The 16000-nt window shown below is 69.6% G+C and carries 14 protein-coding genes; 3 read left to right on the forward strand and 11 right to left on the reverse strand.

Features of this window, described 5'->3' with window-relative positions; genetic code table 11:
- On the forward strand, positions 1-731 hold a 731-nt coding region (locus ACM2XV_RS05765), incomplete at its 5' end, for an SbcC/MukB-like Walker B domain-containing protein (RefSeq protein ID WP_487026242.1).
- Here ACM2XV_RS05765 and ACM2XV_RS05770 read toward each other — a convergent pair.
- The 7 genes from ACM2XV_RS05770 to ACM2XV_RS05800 form a co-directional block, all read right to left on the reverse strand.
- Positions 718-1590, reverse strand: a complete 873-nt coding sequence (locus ACM2XV_RS05770; protein ID WP_344776724.1) for a LacI family DNA-binding transcriptional regulator — start codon at positions 1588-1590, stop codon at positions 718-720. The two genes, ACM2XV_RS05765 and ACM2XV_RS05770, sit on opposite strands and share 14 nt — an antisense overlap.
- A 16-nt stretch (positions 1591-1606) precedes the next feature.
- Positions 1607-4153: a glycoside hydrolase family 2 protein gene (locus ACM2XV_RS05775; protein ID WP_487026243.1), complete on the reverse strand. Its 2547-nt coding sequence runs from the start codon at positions 4151-4153 to the stop codon at positions 1607-1609.
- A 31-nt stretch (positions 4154-4184) separates the two neighbouring features.
- A complete protein-coding gene (locus tag ACM2XV_RS05780; RefSeq protein ID WP_344776728.1) occupies positions 4185-5003 on the reverse strand; it encodes an ABC transporter ATP-binding protein in 819 nt (272 codons plus the stop codon).
- Complete coding sequence (locus tag ACM2XV_RS05785; RefSeq protein ID WP_344776730.1) at positions 5000-5950, reverse strand: ABC transporter ATP-binding protein; 951 nt, start codon at positions 5948-5950, stop codon at positions 5000-5002. Before ACM2XV_RS05785 ends, ACM2XV_RS05780 begins: the two co-directional genes overlap by 4 nt.
- A complete protein-coding gene (locus tag ACM2XV_RS05790) occupies positions 5947-6924 on the reverse strand; it encodes an ABC transporter permease (protein WP_344776732.1) in 978 nt (325 codons plus the stop codon). The genes ACM2XV_RS05785 and ACM2XV_RS05790 overlap by 4 nt, the downstream gene beginning before the upstream one ends.
- Before the next feature lie 18 nt (positions 6925-6942).
- Positions 6943-7932 (reverse strand): ABC transporter permease, encoded by a 990-nt coding sequence (locus ACM2XV_RS05795; protein ID WP_344776734.1) that lies wholly within the window; start codon positions 7930-7932, stop codon positions 6943-6945.
- A 71-nt stretch (positions 7933-8003) separates the two neighbouring features.
- Positions 8004-9704, reverse strand: a complete 1701-nt coding sequence (locus ACM2XV_RS05800; RefSeq protein WP_487026244.1) for an ABC transporter substrate-binding protein — start codon at positions 9702-9704, stop codon at positions 8004-8006.
- Between the two features lie 186 nt (positions 9705-9890).
- Here ACM2XV_RS05800 and ACM2XV_RS05805 point away from each other — a divergent pair, with 186 nt between their 5' ends.
- Positions 9891-11099: an ROK family transcriptional regulator gene (locus ACM2XV_RS05805; RefSeq protein ID WP_344776738.1), complete on the forward strand. Its 1209-nt coding sequence runs from the start codon at positions 9891-9893 to the stop codon at positions 11097-11099.
- 100 nt (positions 11100-11199) lie between these two features.
- On the opposite strand, the gene ACM2XV_RS05810 is transcribed toward ACM2XV_RS05805, so the two are convergent.
- Positions 11200-12018, reverse strand: a complete 819-nt coding sequence (locus tag ACM2XV_RS05810) for an SDR family oxidoreductase (RefSeq protein ID WP_487026245.1) — start codon at positions 12016-12018, stop codon at positions 11200-11202.
- Positions 12019-12134: 116 nt separating this feature from the next.
- Between ACM2XV_RS05810 and ACM2XV_RS05815 the strand changes: the two genes are divergently transcribed.
- Entirely contained in the window at positions 12135-12953 is an 819-nt protein-coding gene (locus ACM2XV_RS05815) for a cytochrome c oxidase assembly protein (RefSeq protein WP_344777255.1), read from the forward strand.
- A 119-nt stretch (positions 12954-13072) separates the two neighbouring features.
- Here the strand turns inward: ACM2XV_RS05815 and lysS are convergent, their stop codons facing one another.
- From lysS to ACM2XV_RS05830, 3 genes are all read right to left on the reverse strand, one after another.
- Entirely contained in the window at positions 13073-14596 is a 1524-nt protein-coding gene (gene lysS / locus ACM2XV_RS05820) for a lysine--tRNA ligase (RefSeq protein ID WP_344776742.1), read from the reverse strand.
- 11 nt (positions 14597-14607) lie between these two features.
- The gene (panC, locus tag ACM2XV_RS05825) at positions 14608-15471 is read right to left on the reverse strand and encodes a pantoate--beta-alanine ligase (protein WP_344776744.1); all 864 of its coding nucleotides are present in this window, start codon (positions 15469-15471) and stop codon (positions 14608-14610) included.
- Positions 15468-16000, reverse strand: a 533-nt coding sequence (locus tag ACM2XV_RS05830) for a DUF2520 domain-containing protein (RefSeq protein WP_487026246.1), incomplete at its 5' end; no start/stop codon positions are given. The genes ACM2XV_RS05830 and panC, both read right to left, overlap by 4 nt.

A 16000-nucleotide genomic window follows, 5' to 3' on the forward strand; every position in this document is an offset into this window, starting at 1 on the left:
TCCGCAACGCGCCGCGCGAGGCGGTCGAGCTGGACGCTGCGAGGGAGGCGTTGGGGCAGGCATCCCTCGCCCGCGACGGGGCACTCAGAACGCACACGACGCTCGCCGCCCATCTCGCGACCGCGAGCGGGCTCTTGGCCGATGCGCGGGCGGCGCACGAGAAGTCCGCGGCGCTGACCGAGCGCTTCGAGGTCGTCCAGCGGCTCGCGAACACCGTGCACGGGCAGGCCCCGAACACCAAGGCCATGCGCCTCGAGAGCTTCGTGCTCGCGGCTGAGCTCGAAGAGATCGTGCAGGCCGCGAACGCGCGGCTCGCGCAGATGTCGGGCGGGCGGTATCTGCTCGAGCACTCCGACGAGCGAGCGGCGCGCGGGGCGCAGTCCGGGCTGGGGCTGGCGATCCTCGATCAGCACACGGGGGTGGCGCGCCCGACGCAGTCGCTGTCAGGCGGCGAGACGTTCCTCGCGAGCCTCGCGCTCGCGCTCGGGCTCGCCGAGGTCGTCACGGGCCGGGCCGGCGGCATCACCCTGGACACGCTGTTCATCGACGAGGGCTTCGGCTCGCTCGACTCCGAGACCCTCGAGATCGCGATGGGAACGCTCGACTCGCTGCGCGCCGGCGGCCGCACGATCGGGCTGATCAGCCATGTCGAGGCGATGAAAGAGCAGATCCCGGCGAAGCTGCAGGTCGACGTCGCCGATGGGGGCTGGAGCGTGATCACGCAGCCGTGACCGGCGGTACGAGGGCCGCCGGCGCCGTCGAGCCGCGGGCCACGAACACCGGCGCCTCGGCGATCACGTCGGTCGGTGACTCCCCGTCGAGCACCTCGAGCAGCATCCGGCCGGCGAGCATGCCCCGCGTGTGGACATCGTGGCTCATCGCCGAGATCGGCGGGGTCGTCAGTCGGCAGAACTGCGAGTCGTCCCACGCCAGGATCGACAGCGCGTTCGGCACAACAACGCCGAGCCCCTGCGCGGCCTCAAGGCCTGCGATCGCCATCACATCGTTGTCGTAGATGATCGCGGTCGGCGGCGCGGGTGCTGCGAGCAGTCGCCGTGTGGCATCCGCCCCGCTCTCGCCCGAGTAGTCGCCCACTTCGAGGGACGCGGCGACGCCCAGCGACGCCGCCGCGTCGAGATAGCCGCGCGTGCGGTCCTGCGTGTGCATGAACGCCGTCGGGCCTGTGACACGGGCGATGCGGCTGTGCCCGAGTGACGCGAGCCGGCTGACCGCGTCGACCATCGGCGCATAGCCGTCATTGCGCACGGCGACGAGCCCGCTGCCCGGCTCCGGTTCGCCGAGGATGATGCCCGGCAGGCCGAGCGACACGATGAGCGCGGGCCGCGGGTCTGCGGGCACCAAGTCGACGAGTACGACCGCCCCCACCGCACCGTTGGCCGCCCACCGCCGGTAGCTCTCGAGCTCGCGCGGCATACCGTCGACGACCTGCATCAGCACCTGCAGCCCGCGGGTCGCGAGGACCTCTTCGAGCCCGCCGATCAGCTCGCCGTAGAACGGCTCGGCCGCCAGCTGCCGCGGCGACCGGCGCAGCACGATACCGACCGCCCGCGCGGTAGAGCTGTTCGTCATCATGTCGATCGTGCGGCTAGTTCTCCCCGCGCGCAAGCAACCCGTTCGCGGTGCGCAGCACGAGCGGCGTCGTGAACGCTGCGGGGTCGACGTTCGCGCTCGAGGCGATCTCGAAGCGCGCCGACTCGCCCGCGAGCAAGGTGACCAGACCGCGGTCGACGCGGGCCGCCGCGTCGACGCGGTCGACCTGCAGGAACACATCGCGCACGTACGAGCGCGCGGCCACGGTCACCGCGTACCCGCCCTCGGTGCGCTCTGCCCGCACGTCCAGAGCTTCAGCGTCGGCGGCGAGCGCTTGGCCGACCACCTCCGCGGCATTCCAGATCGCGGGCGCGAAGCCGGATGCCTCGTCTGCGGTGCGCGCGACGATGATCTCCGCAGCCGGGTCGCCGACCGCCGCGACGCCGGCGGACAGCTCGTAGCTCGCCGTCCCCCGCGCCGGAACGCTGATCGTGACCCGCTCGGCCGCGAGCTCGGCGCCGGCGAAGTCCTGACGCGCGACGAGGAACTCGCCGGACCAGCTGTCGCCTGTGTCGTTCACGAGCACCAGCGCGAGCACGTCCTTCGCCGGCGCGTAACCCTCGAAGGCATCGGCCAGAGCCTGCGCCGACGAGCGCGGCTGGATCGTGGCGAAGCGCGGGGCATACACATCGCGCAGCGCATACCAGAGCGGCTTGCGGTGCTCGTCGAAGTCGACGGCCGCCCAGGACACCACCGGCCAGTTGTCATTCAGCTGCCACAGGACCGTGCCCGTGTTGTGCGGGGTGAGCGACCGGAAGTGCGCGACGCCGAACGCGATCGCGTGAGCCTGGTTGAGCTGCGTGGTCCAGTGCCAGTCGTCGATGGATGCCGGCTCGGGCAGGTGCCCCCGCGCTCCGCGGTCGAGCTTCTCGTTGCCCCGCTCGGCCTTCTGGTGCACCAGCATCTCGTGGCCGAACGGGTCGAGCGGCTCGTCGTGCACGACCCGCGCCAGGGTCGACCACGCAGGCGGCCCCTGGAAGCCGAACTCCGACGCGAAGCGGGGCGTGTAGTCGCGATACACCGAGTAGTCGCGGCGGTTCCAGACGTCCCAGATGTGCATGGTGCCGTGGTGCTCGTCGTTGGGGTGCAGGTACTCGCCGAAGCTGTAGGGCGACGCCGGCGAGTAGAACCGCGTCGGGTCGAGCTCGGCGAGCAGCCGCGGGAACAGCTCGCGGTAGTAGCCCTCGCCCCACGTGCGCTCGCCGAGCGCCGCCGCCCACCCCCAGTCGACGTAGCCCCAGATGTTCTCGTTGTTGCCGTTCCAGATGATGAGCGAGGGATGCCCGGAGAGCCGGGTGATCTGCTCGCGCGCCTCGGCCTCGACCTCGGCGGCGAGGTGCTCCTCTTCCGCATAGGCGGCGCACGCGAACAGGAAGTCCTGCCAGACGAGAAGGCCGAGCTCGTCGGCCCGGTCGTAGAACGCATCGGACTCGTAGATGCCGCCGCCCCAGATGCGGATCAGGTTGATGTTGGCGTCGACCGCATCCGCGAGTCGGCGCGCATAGCGGTCGGCGTCGACCTCGGTGAGGAAGGCATGGTCGGGAATCCAGTTCACGCCACGCACCAGCACGAGCTCGTCGTTGACGTAGACCTCGAACGGGCGGCCAGCGTCGTCGGGCGCGGTGTTCACGCGGACATTCCGGAACCCGACGCGGCCCACCCACTGCGCCTCGCCCACCGAGACCGTCACGTCGTAGAGGGGCTGCTCCCCGTGGCCGATCGGCCACCACCGCTGCACGTCGGGCACCCGCGCCTCGACGACCGCGCCCGCGGCATCCCTCGTCACGTGCTCGACCGCCGTCGCACCTTGCCCCGCGCCTGCGACCTTCACCGTGACGGCGAGCCCGGAATCGTCGCGCGAGCCGCGCCCGTCCCACTCGAGCGCGACATGCGCCGTCAGCACACCCGCGCCCGAGTCGTCGACCGCGACGAGCGGGCGCACCGCGTCGATGCGCACGCCCGACCACGAGTCGATGCCGATCGGCTGCCAGATGCCGACGCCGGCGACGTCGATGCCCCAGTCCCAGCCGAAGTGCGAGGCGGTCTTGCGCAGCTGGTTGAACTCGTGATGGTTCACCCGCGGCAGCGCGCCGAACCTCTCGGCACGGGCGCTCGCCTCGGGCACGGGCGCGGCGAAGTCGATCACGAGTTCGTTCGCGCCCTCGCGCAGCAGCTCGGCGACCGGCCAGCGGTAGGAGCGGTGCTGGTTCTCCGTGCGCGCGACGACCTCGCCGTTGAGGCGCACGGTCGCGACCGTGTCGAGCCCGTAGGCCACCAGGTCGTGCCGCGTCGACCCGTCGTCGTGCCACTCGAAGCTCGTCGAGTAGCGCCACGAGGTGTCGCCGATCCACTGCTGCGCCGCCTCGTTGTCGCCGTCGAACGGGTCGGCGATGAGACCGGCGCGCAGCAGGTCGGTGTGGATCACGCCTGGCACCGCGGCGGGCAGCGAGCCGGCCGGGAATCCGGCGGGTAGCGGCCCGTCGAGTGGCGCTGCGACCCAGTCTGCGGCGATCGGCGTGAAGGTTGCGGGTGTGTACGTCATGGTCGGCTTTCGTCGTGGTGCCGGCTCGGGCTCAGGCGCCCGCGCCCGAGATCTGCTTGAGGCGCAGCTCGGGGTTGGGGGCCGCGGCTGCGAGCCTCTTCGTGTATTCGTGCTGAGGGGCGAGGATCACGTCGTCCGACGGCCCGCGCTCGACGATCTCGCCCTTGTACATCACGAGGATCTCGTCGCTGAAGTGCCGGGCGGTCGCCAGGTCGTGAGTGATGTAGAGCACGCCCAGATTGTCCTCGCGCTGCAGTTGCGCCAAGAGGTTCAGCACCCCGAGGCGGATCGACACGTCGAGCATTGAGACCGGCTCGTCGGCGATCAGCATGGTCGGCTGGGGCGCGAGGGCGCGCGCGATGGCGACACGCTGTCGCTGGCCGCCGGAAAGCTCGTGCGGGTGCTTCGCCGCGACCTCGTCGGCCGGGGTGAGCCGCACCCGCTCGAGCAGCCGGCGCACCTGCGCGTCGATCTCCGCCTTGGTCTTCGCCCGGCCGTGGATCTTGAGCGGCCGCGCGAGGTGGTGCGCGATCGAGTGATACGGGTTGAGCGACGCGAACGGGTCCTGGAAGACCATCTGCACGTGGTTGCGGTAGTCCCGCAGGCCCGCGCCGTGCCGCTTGATCGGATGCCCGTCCAGCAGGATCTCGCCCGAGGTCGGCGCCTCGAGCTGCAGCAGCAGCTTCGCGATCGTCGACTTCCCCGAGCCCGACTGCCCCACGAGCGCGACGGTCTTGCCCGACTCGATCGTGAAGCTCACGTCGTTCACGGCGAGAAGCTTGCTTGAGCGGCCGCGCTCACCGCGAATCCGATACTCCTTGGTGACATTCCGGAACTCGAGCGTGCTCATGCGGGGGCTCCTTCGTTCGCCGCGTCCTCGTCGGCGTCGGCTTGCTTCGTCTCTTCGAGCCGGTCGTCGGCGACACCCGTGCGGATGAAGTCGCCGCGCTCACCGGTGAGTGAGGGGAACGACGCGAGCAGCCGTTTGGTGTAGTCGTTTCGGGGGTTGGTGTAGAGCTCGTATGCGTCGTTCAGCTCGACGATCTCGCCCGCCTTCATGACGGCGATGCGGTCGCTGATCTCGAGCAGCAGCGGCAGGTCGTGGGTGATGAAGATGACCGCGAAGCCCAGCTCGGCGCGCAGCCGGGTGATCTCGTCGAGGATCTCGCGCTGCACGACGACGTCCAGTGCGGTCGTCGGCTCGTCCATGATCATCACCTGCGGGTCGAGCGCCATCGCCATGGCGATCATCACGCGCTGCCGCATGCCGCCCGAGAGCTCGTGCGGGAACGACTTGAGGCGCGAGCGGTCGACGCCCACGCGCTCGAGCAGGTCCCCGCACTTCTGCACCCGCTCGGCCCGGGACAGCTCCGGGCGGTGCGTGGTGAACACGTCCTCGAGCTGCGCCTGGATCGAGATCACCGGGTTCAGCGAGTTCATCGCCCCTTGGAAGACCATCGAGATCTTGTCCCAGCGGAACTGCCGAAGCTCATCGCCCGACAGCGTCGACAGGTCGGCGGACCAGCCCTCTCGCGAGTGGAAGGTCGCGCTGCCGCTTGTGATGAGGGCAGGGGGCTTGAGCAGTCGCGTGATGCCGTAGGCCAGCGTGGACTTGCCGCAGCCGGATTCCCCGGCGAGGCCCAGGATCTCGCCCCGGCCGAGCGTCAGGCTGACGTTCTTGACCGCGTGAGTCGTGACCTGGCCCGCATAGTCGACGCTGAAGTCGTCGATCGTGATGACGGGGTCGGCGAGGTGCCGCGGAGTCGTGGCCTCCGCCTCCGGCGTAGCCGTGCTCATTTCAGGTTCTCCGCTTCCAGCTGCTTGATCTGCGCGGGGCTGAGTCCCCACTTCTTGCGCTGCGAACGCGTCGAGTTGCGCAGCTTGGGGTTGATGATCTCGTCGATCGAGAAGTTGATCAGCGACAGTGCGCAGCCGAACAGGGCGATCACGAGCCCCGGCGGGATGAACCACCACCAGGCGCCCTGCGTCAGGGCGAGCGCCTGATTCGCCTGGAACAGGATCGTGCCGAGCGTGAAGGTGCCGCTTGCGCCGAGGCCGAGGAACGACAGGCCCGCCTCGCCGAGGATCGCGAAGATGATCGCGAACACGAACTGGCTCGCCATCACGGGGATCAGGTTCGGCAGGATCTCGACGACGAGGATGCGCCAGGTCCGCTCGCCCGACACGCGCGACGCCGAGACGTAGTCCCGGTTGCGCAGCGAGAGCGTCACGGCGCGCAGCACGCGGGCCGAGCCCGCCCAGCTCGTGATCGCGAGCACGACGGCGACGAGGAAGAGGCCGCGGCTGTTCTGCGGCACGTAGTTGCCGATGACGATCACGAGCGGGAGGCCGGGGATGACCAGCACGACGTTCGTGAACAGCGCGAAGCCCTCGTCGACGGCACCGCCGATGTACGCGCCGAGGACACCGAACAGCGCCGAGAGCACGGTGGCCATGACGCCGACGGAGAAGCCGATGATGAGAGAGCCGCGGGTGCCCCAGGCGATCTGAGACCACACGTCCTGACCGGTCTGGGTGGTGCCGAGCAGGTGGCCGCGCGTTCCGGGGTGAGCGAACGCCAGGGTGCTGATCGCGTCAGGATCGCCGACCACGAGTGGGCCGACGATCGCCCAGAGCACGATGACGGCTCCGATCACGAGGCCCACGATCAGCTTGGGAGACATGGTCGGCAGCAGCGCGGCGAGGCTGCTCCGCTTGGCCGAGGGGGCGACCGCGGGCTCGAGGTCGTCGAGGGCGACAGTGGATGCCATGAGTGACGGTCCTTCCGGTCAGCGGGCGCGGGTGCGCGGGTCGATGAGGCCGTACAGCACGTCGACCACGAGGTTCGCGGCGAGCACCGACAGTGAGATGACGAGGAACACGCCCTGCATCAGGGCATAGTCGTTGTTGGAGACGGCGCTGAACAGCAGCTGCCCGATGCCCGGGTAGCTGAACACCTGCTCGGTGACGATCGAGCCGGCGACGACGAAGCCGAGCGAGATCGCGAAGCCCGAGAGTGAGGGCAGCACCGCGTTCCGCGCCGCGTAGGTCATGCGCACACGGCTCGGCTTGAGGCCCTTCGCCTCGGCCGTGACGATGTAGTCCTCAGACAGCGTGGAGACCATCATGTTGCGCATGCCGAGCATCCACCCGCCGATCGACGAGAGCACGATCGTGAGGGCCGGCAGGAAGCCGTAGTAGAGCGCGCTGCCGACGAACTGGAGGCTGAACCCGGGCATCAGGCCCGAGTTGACGTCGTAGCCGCCCGCGAACGGGAACCACTGCACCACTCGGCTGAGCAGCAGGAGCAGGATGAGCGCGAGCCAGAAGTACGGCACGGCCTGGAACATCGTCGTCACCGGGATCAGGTTGTCGAGCCACGAGCCGCGCTTCCACCCGGCGAAGGTGCCGAGCCCGATACCGATGATGAAGGAGATGACGGTCGCGAGGCCGACGAGCGCGATCGTCCACGGGAGCGCCTGGCCGATGACGGTGCTCACCTTCTCGGGGTAGGCGACCAGAGAGACCCCGAGGTCGCCGTGGGCGAGATTGGCGAGATAGGCGCCGTACTGCTGCCACCACGGGCCGCTGCCGCCGCCGAGTGCGACCTCGATCGCGTGGCGCGTCTGCGGCGTCACGGTCTGGCCAGCCGCGCCCATCTTGGAGATGATGACGTCGACCGGATTCCCCGGCATCAGTCGAGGAATGACGAAGTTGATCGTGATGGCCGCCCAGATCGCGACGACGTAGAACCCCACTTTTTGCAGGTAGAACCGCATGCTTCTCTGCCTTTCGGTGCCGGGTGGGGCGGCCTGCGACGACCGCCCCACCCCGCGTTCCCGATCTCGGGTTACTTGCCGACCGGCCGGATCGTCTTCAGGACGATGCCGACGCCCCAGTTGCCGCCCCACGGAAGCGGGAAGGCGTACTGGTTGTCCTGGCTCGGCCAACCCGTGGCGTGCGAGTTGTTGTACTCGGCGAGCGCCGAGTTGACGTAGACGGGCACGTACGGCATGTCCTTGACGATCGCGTCCTGGATCGTCTTGTACGCCGCCTGCTCCTTGGCCTCGTCGTTGGTGCTCGCGAGCGACGAGATCGCGGCGTCGACCGCGGGGTTCGAGTAGCGCGAGACGTTGGTGGTCGCGGAGCCGCCGACCTTCGCCGTCGCCGCGGTGCTCAGGTACTGGTTGTACTGGAAGTACGGGTTCGACGACGGCCCCATGTTGATCGAGTTGACCGACAGCTGGTACTTGCCGGAGACCTCGGCCTGAGTCCAGGCGTTCTGCGCCACCTGGTTCACGGCGAGCTTGATGCCGGCCTTCTTGAACTGGCCCTGCAGCAGCGTGCAGATCGTGTCGTAGTCGGTCCAGCCGGACACCACGTTGACGCTGAGGTCGAGCTCCTTGCCGTCCTTCTCGTAGTAGCCCTTCGAGCCGAGGGTCCAGCCGGCGGCCTCGAGCAGGCTCTTCGCCTTTGCGACGTCAGCCGACTGCGGCGTCTTCAGGTAGTCGGGGCTCGTGATCTGGTCCTTGTTGACCGTGTTGAGGATCAGCGAGGGCGACGCCGGCGCGCTGAAACCGGCCGCGGCCTGGTTGCTCAGCTGGGTCCGGTCCATCGCGTAGTACAGCGCCTGGCGCACGGCCGGGTCGGTCTGGGGACCGGTGCAGCCGAGGTCGGGGTTCGAGCACGTGAAGAGCGCGGTCGTCGCCTGCGGGCTGTTCGAGTACGACAGGTTCTTGTGCTGGCTCATGATGCTCTTCAGCGTCGGCAGGAACGAGCCCATGTAGTCGACCTGGCCCTGCTGCAGGGCCGAGGTCGCGGCATCCGCGTTCGACAGGGAGATGTAGCGCACCTGGCTCACCTTGGGCGCGCTGTCGCCCGTGCCCCAGTAGTTCGGGTTCTTCACGAGCAGGAAGCTCTGCGGCGTGAAGCTCTTGAGCATGTACGGTCCGGTGCCCACGGGGTTCGTGTTGGTCGTCTTGGTCGGGTCCGAGATGTTCTTCCAGATGCGCTCGGGGACGATCGGCTCGTTGCCGAGGATCTGCGGCTCGAGCGTGAAGGCCGTCTTGGGGAAGTCGATGACGACGGTGCTGTCGTCGGTCTTCTTGGCGACCCACTTCTGGCCGGAGGTGTTGAGGGCCGGATTGTTCGATACGAGGTTCAGCGTGTAGACGACGTCATCGGCCGTCTCGGGCTTCCCGTCGGACCACTTGACGCCCTGGCGCACCTTCACGGTGAGCTCGGTGCCGTCGTCGTTCCACGTGAACGACGTGCCGAGCAGCGGCACCGGATTCCCCGCCTTCGCCTTGTTGTAGTAGAAGAGCGGCTCGTAGATGACGCCGTTGGTGGGCTGCAGGCCGGAGCCCGTGGGGCTCAGCGGGTTGAAGTTCTCGGTGAAGTTGCCGACCTGGCCCGAGAACACCGTGACGGTGCTGCCGGCGCCGGACGTGGACGTGCTGCTGCTCGAGCCGGAGCAGCCCGAGAGCGCAAGAGCGGCGGATGCCGCGAGCGCGGCGGCGCCGAGAAGGAGCCGCTTCCTGGTGGTTGTCATCGTTGACCCTTCAGTGGAGATGGAGGCAGGTGGTGCTTCCAGCACTCGCCGCGAGGATCAGCGTCGACCTCGCCGTCGCGGTGCGTTTCCACTTTTTTAGATGACTTTATAAAGCGCGTCAAGTTACTAGGATCGGAGTGCGCGTCACAATGAGGTAACGCACCGAATTGCTGGAGAGGAGACCGCATGGCTCGCGGCCGCGTCTCCCTGTCGACGGGAACCAGCAAGGGGCTCGTCCTCGACCTGATCCGCACGCTCGGCCCGATCAGCCGCACCGACCTCGCCGCCGAGACCGGGCTGACCGCAGCGACGATGTCGACCGTCGTGCGCCAGCTGCTCGATGAGGGCCTCATCCACGAAGCGGGTCTCGGTCGCCCCAATGGCGGTCGGCCGGTCGTGTTGCTCGAGGTCGACACGTCGGCGCGCTACGCCGTCGGGGTGCAGCTCGGCGGGGAATCCATCACCTACGTCGTCGTGAACCTGCGCGGGGCGGTGGTCGGCCGCCTGCGCGCCCCCGGCGTCGGCGCCAGCGAGCCGGGCGCGATGATCACGGCGCTCGTCGAGCAGATCCACCTCATCCTGCTCGGGCTCGGCATCGACGAGCAGCTCGTCGTCGGCATCGGCGTCGTCGCACCTGGGCCCGTCGACGTCGCACGCGGAATGGTCTTCGGACCCGCGCACATGGAGGCGTGGCAGAACGTGCCACTGCGCGACCTCATCGCCGAGGCCACCGGGCTGCCCGTCGTGTTCGACAACGACGCGACCGCCGCGGCGCTCGGCGACTTCTGGGGGGGAGCGACCGAGGGCGCACGGGCGCACGCGACCGTCTACATGGGGCTCGGCCTCGGCGCCGGCGTACTCATCGACGGCACCGTGTTCCGGGGCGCGAGCTCGAACACCGCCGAGCTCGGGCACATCACAGTCGGCGCGGATGCGTCGGGCCGCCGCCTCATCGCCGAAGACGTCGCCGATCCGACCGCGGTCGTGCGCGCGGCGCGGGAGCACCCCGATGAGGTCGCCCGCCTCGCGCTCTCCGGCGACGACTTCGCCCAGTTCACCGCCCTCGCGAAGGCCTCGACGAGGGGCGACGAGTTCGCGACCGGCCTGCTCGAGGCATCCGCGCGTCATCTCGCCACCGCCGTGACGTCGCTCGCGAACCTGTTCGACCTCGACTCGATCACGCTCGCGGGGCCCGCGTTCGCGATCGCCGGATCGATCTACCTGCGCGTGATCGACTCTCAGGTCAACGCGGAGTTCTTCGCGCGCTCGCGGCACGGCATCCGGGTGCGCCTGTCGCCGCAGATGCAGGATGCCGCGGCTGTCGGCGCCGCGACGCTGGTGCTGCAATCCGAGCTCGCGCCCCGCACGATGGGCCTCGCCGGGCCCTCCGACTAGGCCCGACCGCGCAGACCTCGCAGGCCGGCACGCAGCTCGCCGACGAGGATCTCAGGCTGCTCGAGGGCGGCGAAGTTCCCGAGGCGCGCGCGACCCAGCTCTAAAGCCCCAGCCGGAATCCCCCGTCGCTCGACATCACCTCGCCGACCACCCAGCGGCCCTCCGGCCCGACGAGCCACGCGATCAGCCGAGCGACGTCGTCGGGTGCCCCGAAGCGCTTCAGCGGCATCGCCGCCCGCAGCTCGCCGAGCACCTCGGGGCGGTCGGTGGTCTCGGGGTCGAGGTACCCCGTGTTGGTCGGCCCCGGGTTCACCGTGTTGAGCAGCACGCCGCGCCCGAGCAGCTCTGCCGCCGCCGTCTGCGTCGCGCCGGCGAGCGCCGCCTTCGAGGCGGCATACGCCATCTCGGCACGCATCGGCCCGAACAGCTGGCCGCTCGTGAACCAGATCACGCGAGCCGTGTTCTCCTCCGTGCCGTCCCACGCGAACAGCTCGGCGAAGCGCTTCGTGAGCAGGAACGACGCGCGCGCGTTCACCGCCCAGTGCGCGTCGAGCTGCTCCGCCGTCGCCTTGAGCAGGGAGCCGTCGTCGCCCGACCGCGCGTGATTGCAGACGAGGATGTCGAGCCGGCCGGTCACGGCGGCGGTCTGCTCGATGAGCGGTGCCGCCGCTGAGGCATCCGCGAGATCTGCATGGAAGTCCGCCACGTGCGCACCGTCGATGAGCGCCGATCGGATGCCTGCCCGCACCGCCTCGACATCCGCACCGCCCCACGGCTGCTCCGCGTCGTGCGGGGCGTAGTGATGCACCATGACACTCGCCCCCGCCTGCGCGAGCCGCAGCGCGACGGCATAGCCGATGCCTTTGGGCCGCGAGACCCCGGTGACAAGCGCCGTGCGCCCAGCGAGCGGATAGTTCATGGGTCCATGCTGGTACTCGGCTAGAGAGGAACACCACCACGCCGCCGATTCCCGTCTTCCTGACCACGTTCTCGTTCGACCCCGTCGCCGCTCTCGCGATCGCGATCGGCGCGGCGCTGTACACGTGGGGGCTCGTCGTGCTCGCGCACCGCCGCGAGCGCTGGCCCGCGTGGCGCGCCTGGTGCTTCTACCTGCTCGGGCTCGGATCGTACGCGTGGATCCAGTTCGGGTTCCTCGGCACCTGGTCGCACGACCTGCGCTGGGCGTTCACGACGCGCATCGCCCTGCTGATCTTCCTCGTGCCGATGATGGTCGCGCTCGGCATGCCGATCACGCTGATGCGGCGCACCTTTCGGCCCGGTGCCCGCGCCGCCCTCGAGGCGGCGCTGCGCTCATGGCCCGTTCGGCTCATGGGCAACGCGATCTTCGCGCCGCTCGTGCCGCTCGTCGGCTTCCTGTTCTTCCTGACGCCGCTCGCCGGGCCGCTGCGTCTCGACCCGGGGTGGGCGGCCGCGATCACCCTACTCGTGCCGTTCATCGGGCTGCTCATCACGCTGCCGATCACCGAGGACACCGAGCACCGCTCGAGCACCTTCATCATCTACGAGTTCCTGCTGGCGATCGTCGAGCTGCTGCTCGACTCGATCCCCGGCATCCTGCTGCGCCTCAACGGCAACGTGCTCGACGGGGTCGCGGCCGCGACGCACACGGTCGCAGGCGCCGCGCTGCCGCACTGGTTCCCGAACCCGCTGCACGACCAGCATCTCTCGGGCGACTTCCTGTGGTTCCTCGCCGAGGTGGCCGACCTGCCGGTGATCATCGCGCTGTTCACGCGCTGGTCGCGGGTCGACCGCCGCGACGCGAAGCAGGTCGACGAGCTCTCTGATGAGGAGTACGAGGCTGCGGTGCGCGCGCACCTCGGGCAGCGCGGCTAGCCGTTCGCCCCCTCGGAGCGCACCTCGCCGAGCGCGAGTAGTTCCCGTTCCGGACAGCCGCGCCCGCGGCACCGGGCGCGCACGTCCGGAACGGGAACTAGTTGCCGCGGGCGGCCGCCCTACTTCACCAGCGGGAACAGGATCGTCTCTCGGATGCCGAGACCGGTCAGCGCCATCAGCAGGCGGTCGACCCCCATGCCCATGCCGCCCGACGGCGGCATCCCGAACTCGAGCGCACGCAGGAAGTCCTCGTCGACCCGCATCGCCTCGTCGTCGCCCGCCGCGGCCAGCGCCGCCTGCGCGACGAAGCGCTCGCGCTGGATCACGGGGTCGACGAGCTCGGAATAGCCGGTCGCGAGCTCGAAACCGCGCACGTACAGGTCCCACTTCTCGACGACGCCGGGAATCGAGCGGTGCTGGCGGGTCAGTGGCGAGGTGTCGAGGGGGAAGTCCATCACGAACGTCGGGCGGGTGAGGCCGCCCTTCACGAAGTGCTCCCACAGCTCTTCGATGTACTTGCCGTGGATCGGGTGAGCGATCGAGAGCCCTTCGCGCGCGGCAAGAGCCTCGAGCTCGGCCAGAGGCGTCTCGGGGGTGAACGCCGTGCCCGCCGCCTCGTTCAGCGAGTCGTACATCGAGATGCGGTCCCACTCGCCGCCGAGGTCGAACTCGGTGCCGTCGGCCCAGGTCACCACGTGCGAGCCGTTGGTGGCCAGCGCGGCGTCCTGAATGAGCTGCTGGGTGAGGTCGGCGATCGAGTTGTAGTCGCCGTATGCCTGGTAGGCCTCGATCATCTCGAACTCGGGCGAGTGCGTGGAGTCCGCGCCCTCATTGCGGAAGTTGCGCGCGATCTCGTAGACGCGATCGATGCCGCCCACGACCGCGCGCTTGAGGTAGAGCTCGGGCGCGATCGAGAGGTAGAGATCGGTGTCGAACGCGTTCGAGTGCGTGACGAAGGGGCGAGCGGATGCCCCGCCGTGCATGGTCTGCAGCTTCGGGGTGCTGACTTCCAGGAATCCGTTCTTAGCGAACGTGGCGCGCACCGACGCAGTCGCCTTCGCACGCGTCACGACGGTGCGGCGCGCCTGCTCGCGCTGGATCAGGTCGAGGTAGCGCGAGCGCACGCGCGTCTCCTCAGACAGCTCCTTGTACATGTTCGGCAGCGGCAGGATCGCCTTCGCCGCGATCTGCCACTCGTCGACCATGATCGACAGCTCGCCGCGGCGCGACGAGATGACCTCGCCGTGCACGAACACGTGGTCGCCGAGGTCGACGAGCTCCTTCCAGCGCTGCAGGCTCTCTTCGCCGACCGACGCGAGCGACACCATCGCCTGCAGACGCGAGCCGTCGCCCGACTGCAGCACCGCGAAGCACAGCTTGCCGGTGTTGCGCTGATTCACGACGCGGCCCGCGAGGCCGACGACCTGACCGGAGGTCTCGTCGGCGGCGAGCGAGCCCCACTGCGCGCGCACCTCGGGAATGGTCGTCGTGACGGGCAGGCTCACCGGGTACGCGCCGCCGCCAAGGTCGGGGCTCTCGGCCTGCAGCCGCTCGCGCTTGGCCAGGCGCACGGCCTTCTGCTCGTTGATCTCCTCGGGCGTCGGCTCGGGGGTCTCGTCGATCGGCTGGTCGCGGTCGGCCATGGCGGTTCCTGTCAGAAGTGGAGGGGTGCGTTGTCGATCAGGCGCGTGGCGCCCACGCGAGCGGCGACCAGAATGAGACCGTCGCCCGTCGCGTCGTCCTCCAGCGGCAAGAACGTCGCCGGATCGACGATGACCAGGTAGTCAAGCCTAACGTCCGGCTGCTGGTCGAAACGTGCGAGGCCGGCCGCGCGGGCTGCCGCGACGCTCTCGCCGCGATCGGATGCCTCGCGGGCGGCACGCAGCGCAGCGGAGAGCGTGAGCGCCAGCACTCGCTCGCTCTCCGACAGGTAGCGGTTCCGGCTCGAGAGGGCGAGACCGTCGAGCTCGCGCACGATCGGCACCGCCTCGATGCGCACCGGCAGGTTCAGGTCGGCGACCATCTGCTTCACGAGGAACGCCTGCTGGGCGTCCTTCTGCCCGAACAGCGCGACGTCGGGCTGCGCGATGTTCAGCAGCTTGCTGACCACGGTCAGCATGCCGTCGAAGTGCCCGGGGCGCGAAGCGCCCTCGTAGCGCTCGGCGACGGGGCCGGCGTGCACGGTCGTCTGCGAGGCGCCGCCCGGGTACATCTCGGCGACCGTCGGCGCGAACACCGCATCGGCGCTGCCGGCGAGCGCCGCGAGGTCCGCATCGAGGGTGCGGGGGTAGCGCTCGAAGTCCTCGCTCGGCCCGAACTGCAGCGGGTTGACGAAGATCGAGACGATCACGACGTCGGCGAGCTCGCGGCCGCGCGCGACGAGCGCCAGGTGCCCGTCGTGCAGGGCGCCCATGGTCGGCACGAGCGCGATGCGCTTCCCGGCCGCGCGGGCGGAGCGCACCAGCTCGCGAGTCGCCGCGATCGTCTCGAGCACGGTCGGCGTCTCGGTGGTGGTCATTCGTTCCCTTCGATCTCGGAGAGGTCCAGCGGCGGCGCCATCCCCGCCTTCCGCAGCGCTTCGTCGACCGTCGAGCGCACCAGCGAACTGAGGTATGCACCGGGCTGCTCGAAGCCGAGCTCGGCCAGCATCCCGGTCGCCTGCTCGACGATGCGCCTGCTGAAGCTCGCGGCCGTCGCGATCGCCTCGCCGTATGCCGCGCGGTCTTCTTCTGCGACGAGCACCGGCTCGCCGCCCATCTCGACGACGAGAGCCTGCCCGATCGGCTGCACGGGCGCCGGCGCCGTCACGGCGAAGTACGTCTCGGCCATCCGCGCCAGGTCGAGGCGCGTGCCGGTGAAGGCCATCGCCGGGTGGATCGCGAGCGGAATCGCCCCCGAGGCGAGCGCGGGGCGCAGCACCCCGACGCCGAGCCCCGGTGCCGTGTGCACGACGAGCTGGCCGGGCTGCCAGGCGCCGACGGCGGCAAGGCCCTCGACGAGGCCGGGCAGCTGGTCGTCCGGCACCGCGAGCAGCACGAGCTCGCTGC

Source organism: Gryllotalpicola sp. CP2-P1, assembly GCF_057512245.1.

Coding starts and splice junctions, on each gene's coding strand:
- ACM2XV_RS05770 (WP_344776724.1), bottom strand. CDS start 1,590: ATGACGAACAGCTCTACCGCGCGGGCGGTCGGTATCGTGCTGCGCCGG.
- ACM2XV_RS05780 (WP_344776728.1), bottom strand. CDS start 5,003: ATGAGCACGCTCGAGTTCCGGAATGTCACCAAGGAGTATCGGATTCGC.
- ACM2XV_RS05790 (WP_344776732.1), bottom strand. CDS start 6,924: ATGGCATCCACTGTCGCCCTCGACGACCTCGAGCCCGCGGTCGCCCCC.
- panC (WP_344776744.1), bottom strand. CDS start 15,471: ATGACCACCACCGAGACGCCGACCGTGCTCGAGACGATCGCGGCGACT.
- ACM2XV_RS05795 (WP_344776734.1), bottom strand. CDS start 7,932: ATGCGGTTCTACCTGCAAAAAGTGGGGTTCTACGTCGTCGCGATCTGG.
- ACM2XV_RS05810 (WP_487026245.1), bottom strand. CDS start 12,018: ATGAACTATCCGCTCGCTGGGCGCACGGCGCTTGTCACCGGGGTCTCG.
- lysS (WP_344776742.1), bottom strand. CDS start 14,596: ATGGCCGACCGCGACCAGCCGATCGACGAGACCCCCGAGCCGACGCCC.
- ACM2XV_RS05800 (WP_487026244.1), bottom strand. CDS start 9,704: ATGACAACCACCAGGAAGCGGCTCCTTCTCGGCGCCGCCGCGCTCGCG.
- ACM2XV_RS05775 (WP_487026243.1), bottom strand. CDS start 4,153: ATGACGTACACACCCGCAACCTTCACGCCGATCGCCGCAGACTGGGTC.
- ACM2XV_RS05785 (WP_344776730.1), bottom strand. CDS start 5,950: ATGAGCACGGCTACGCCGGAGGCGGAGGCCACGACTCCGCGGCACCTC.
- ACM2XV_RS05805 (WP_344776738.1), top strand. CDS start 9,891: ATGGCTCGCGGCCGCGTCTCCCTGTCGACGGGAACCAGCAAGGGGCTC.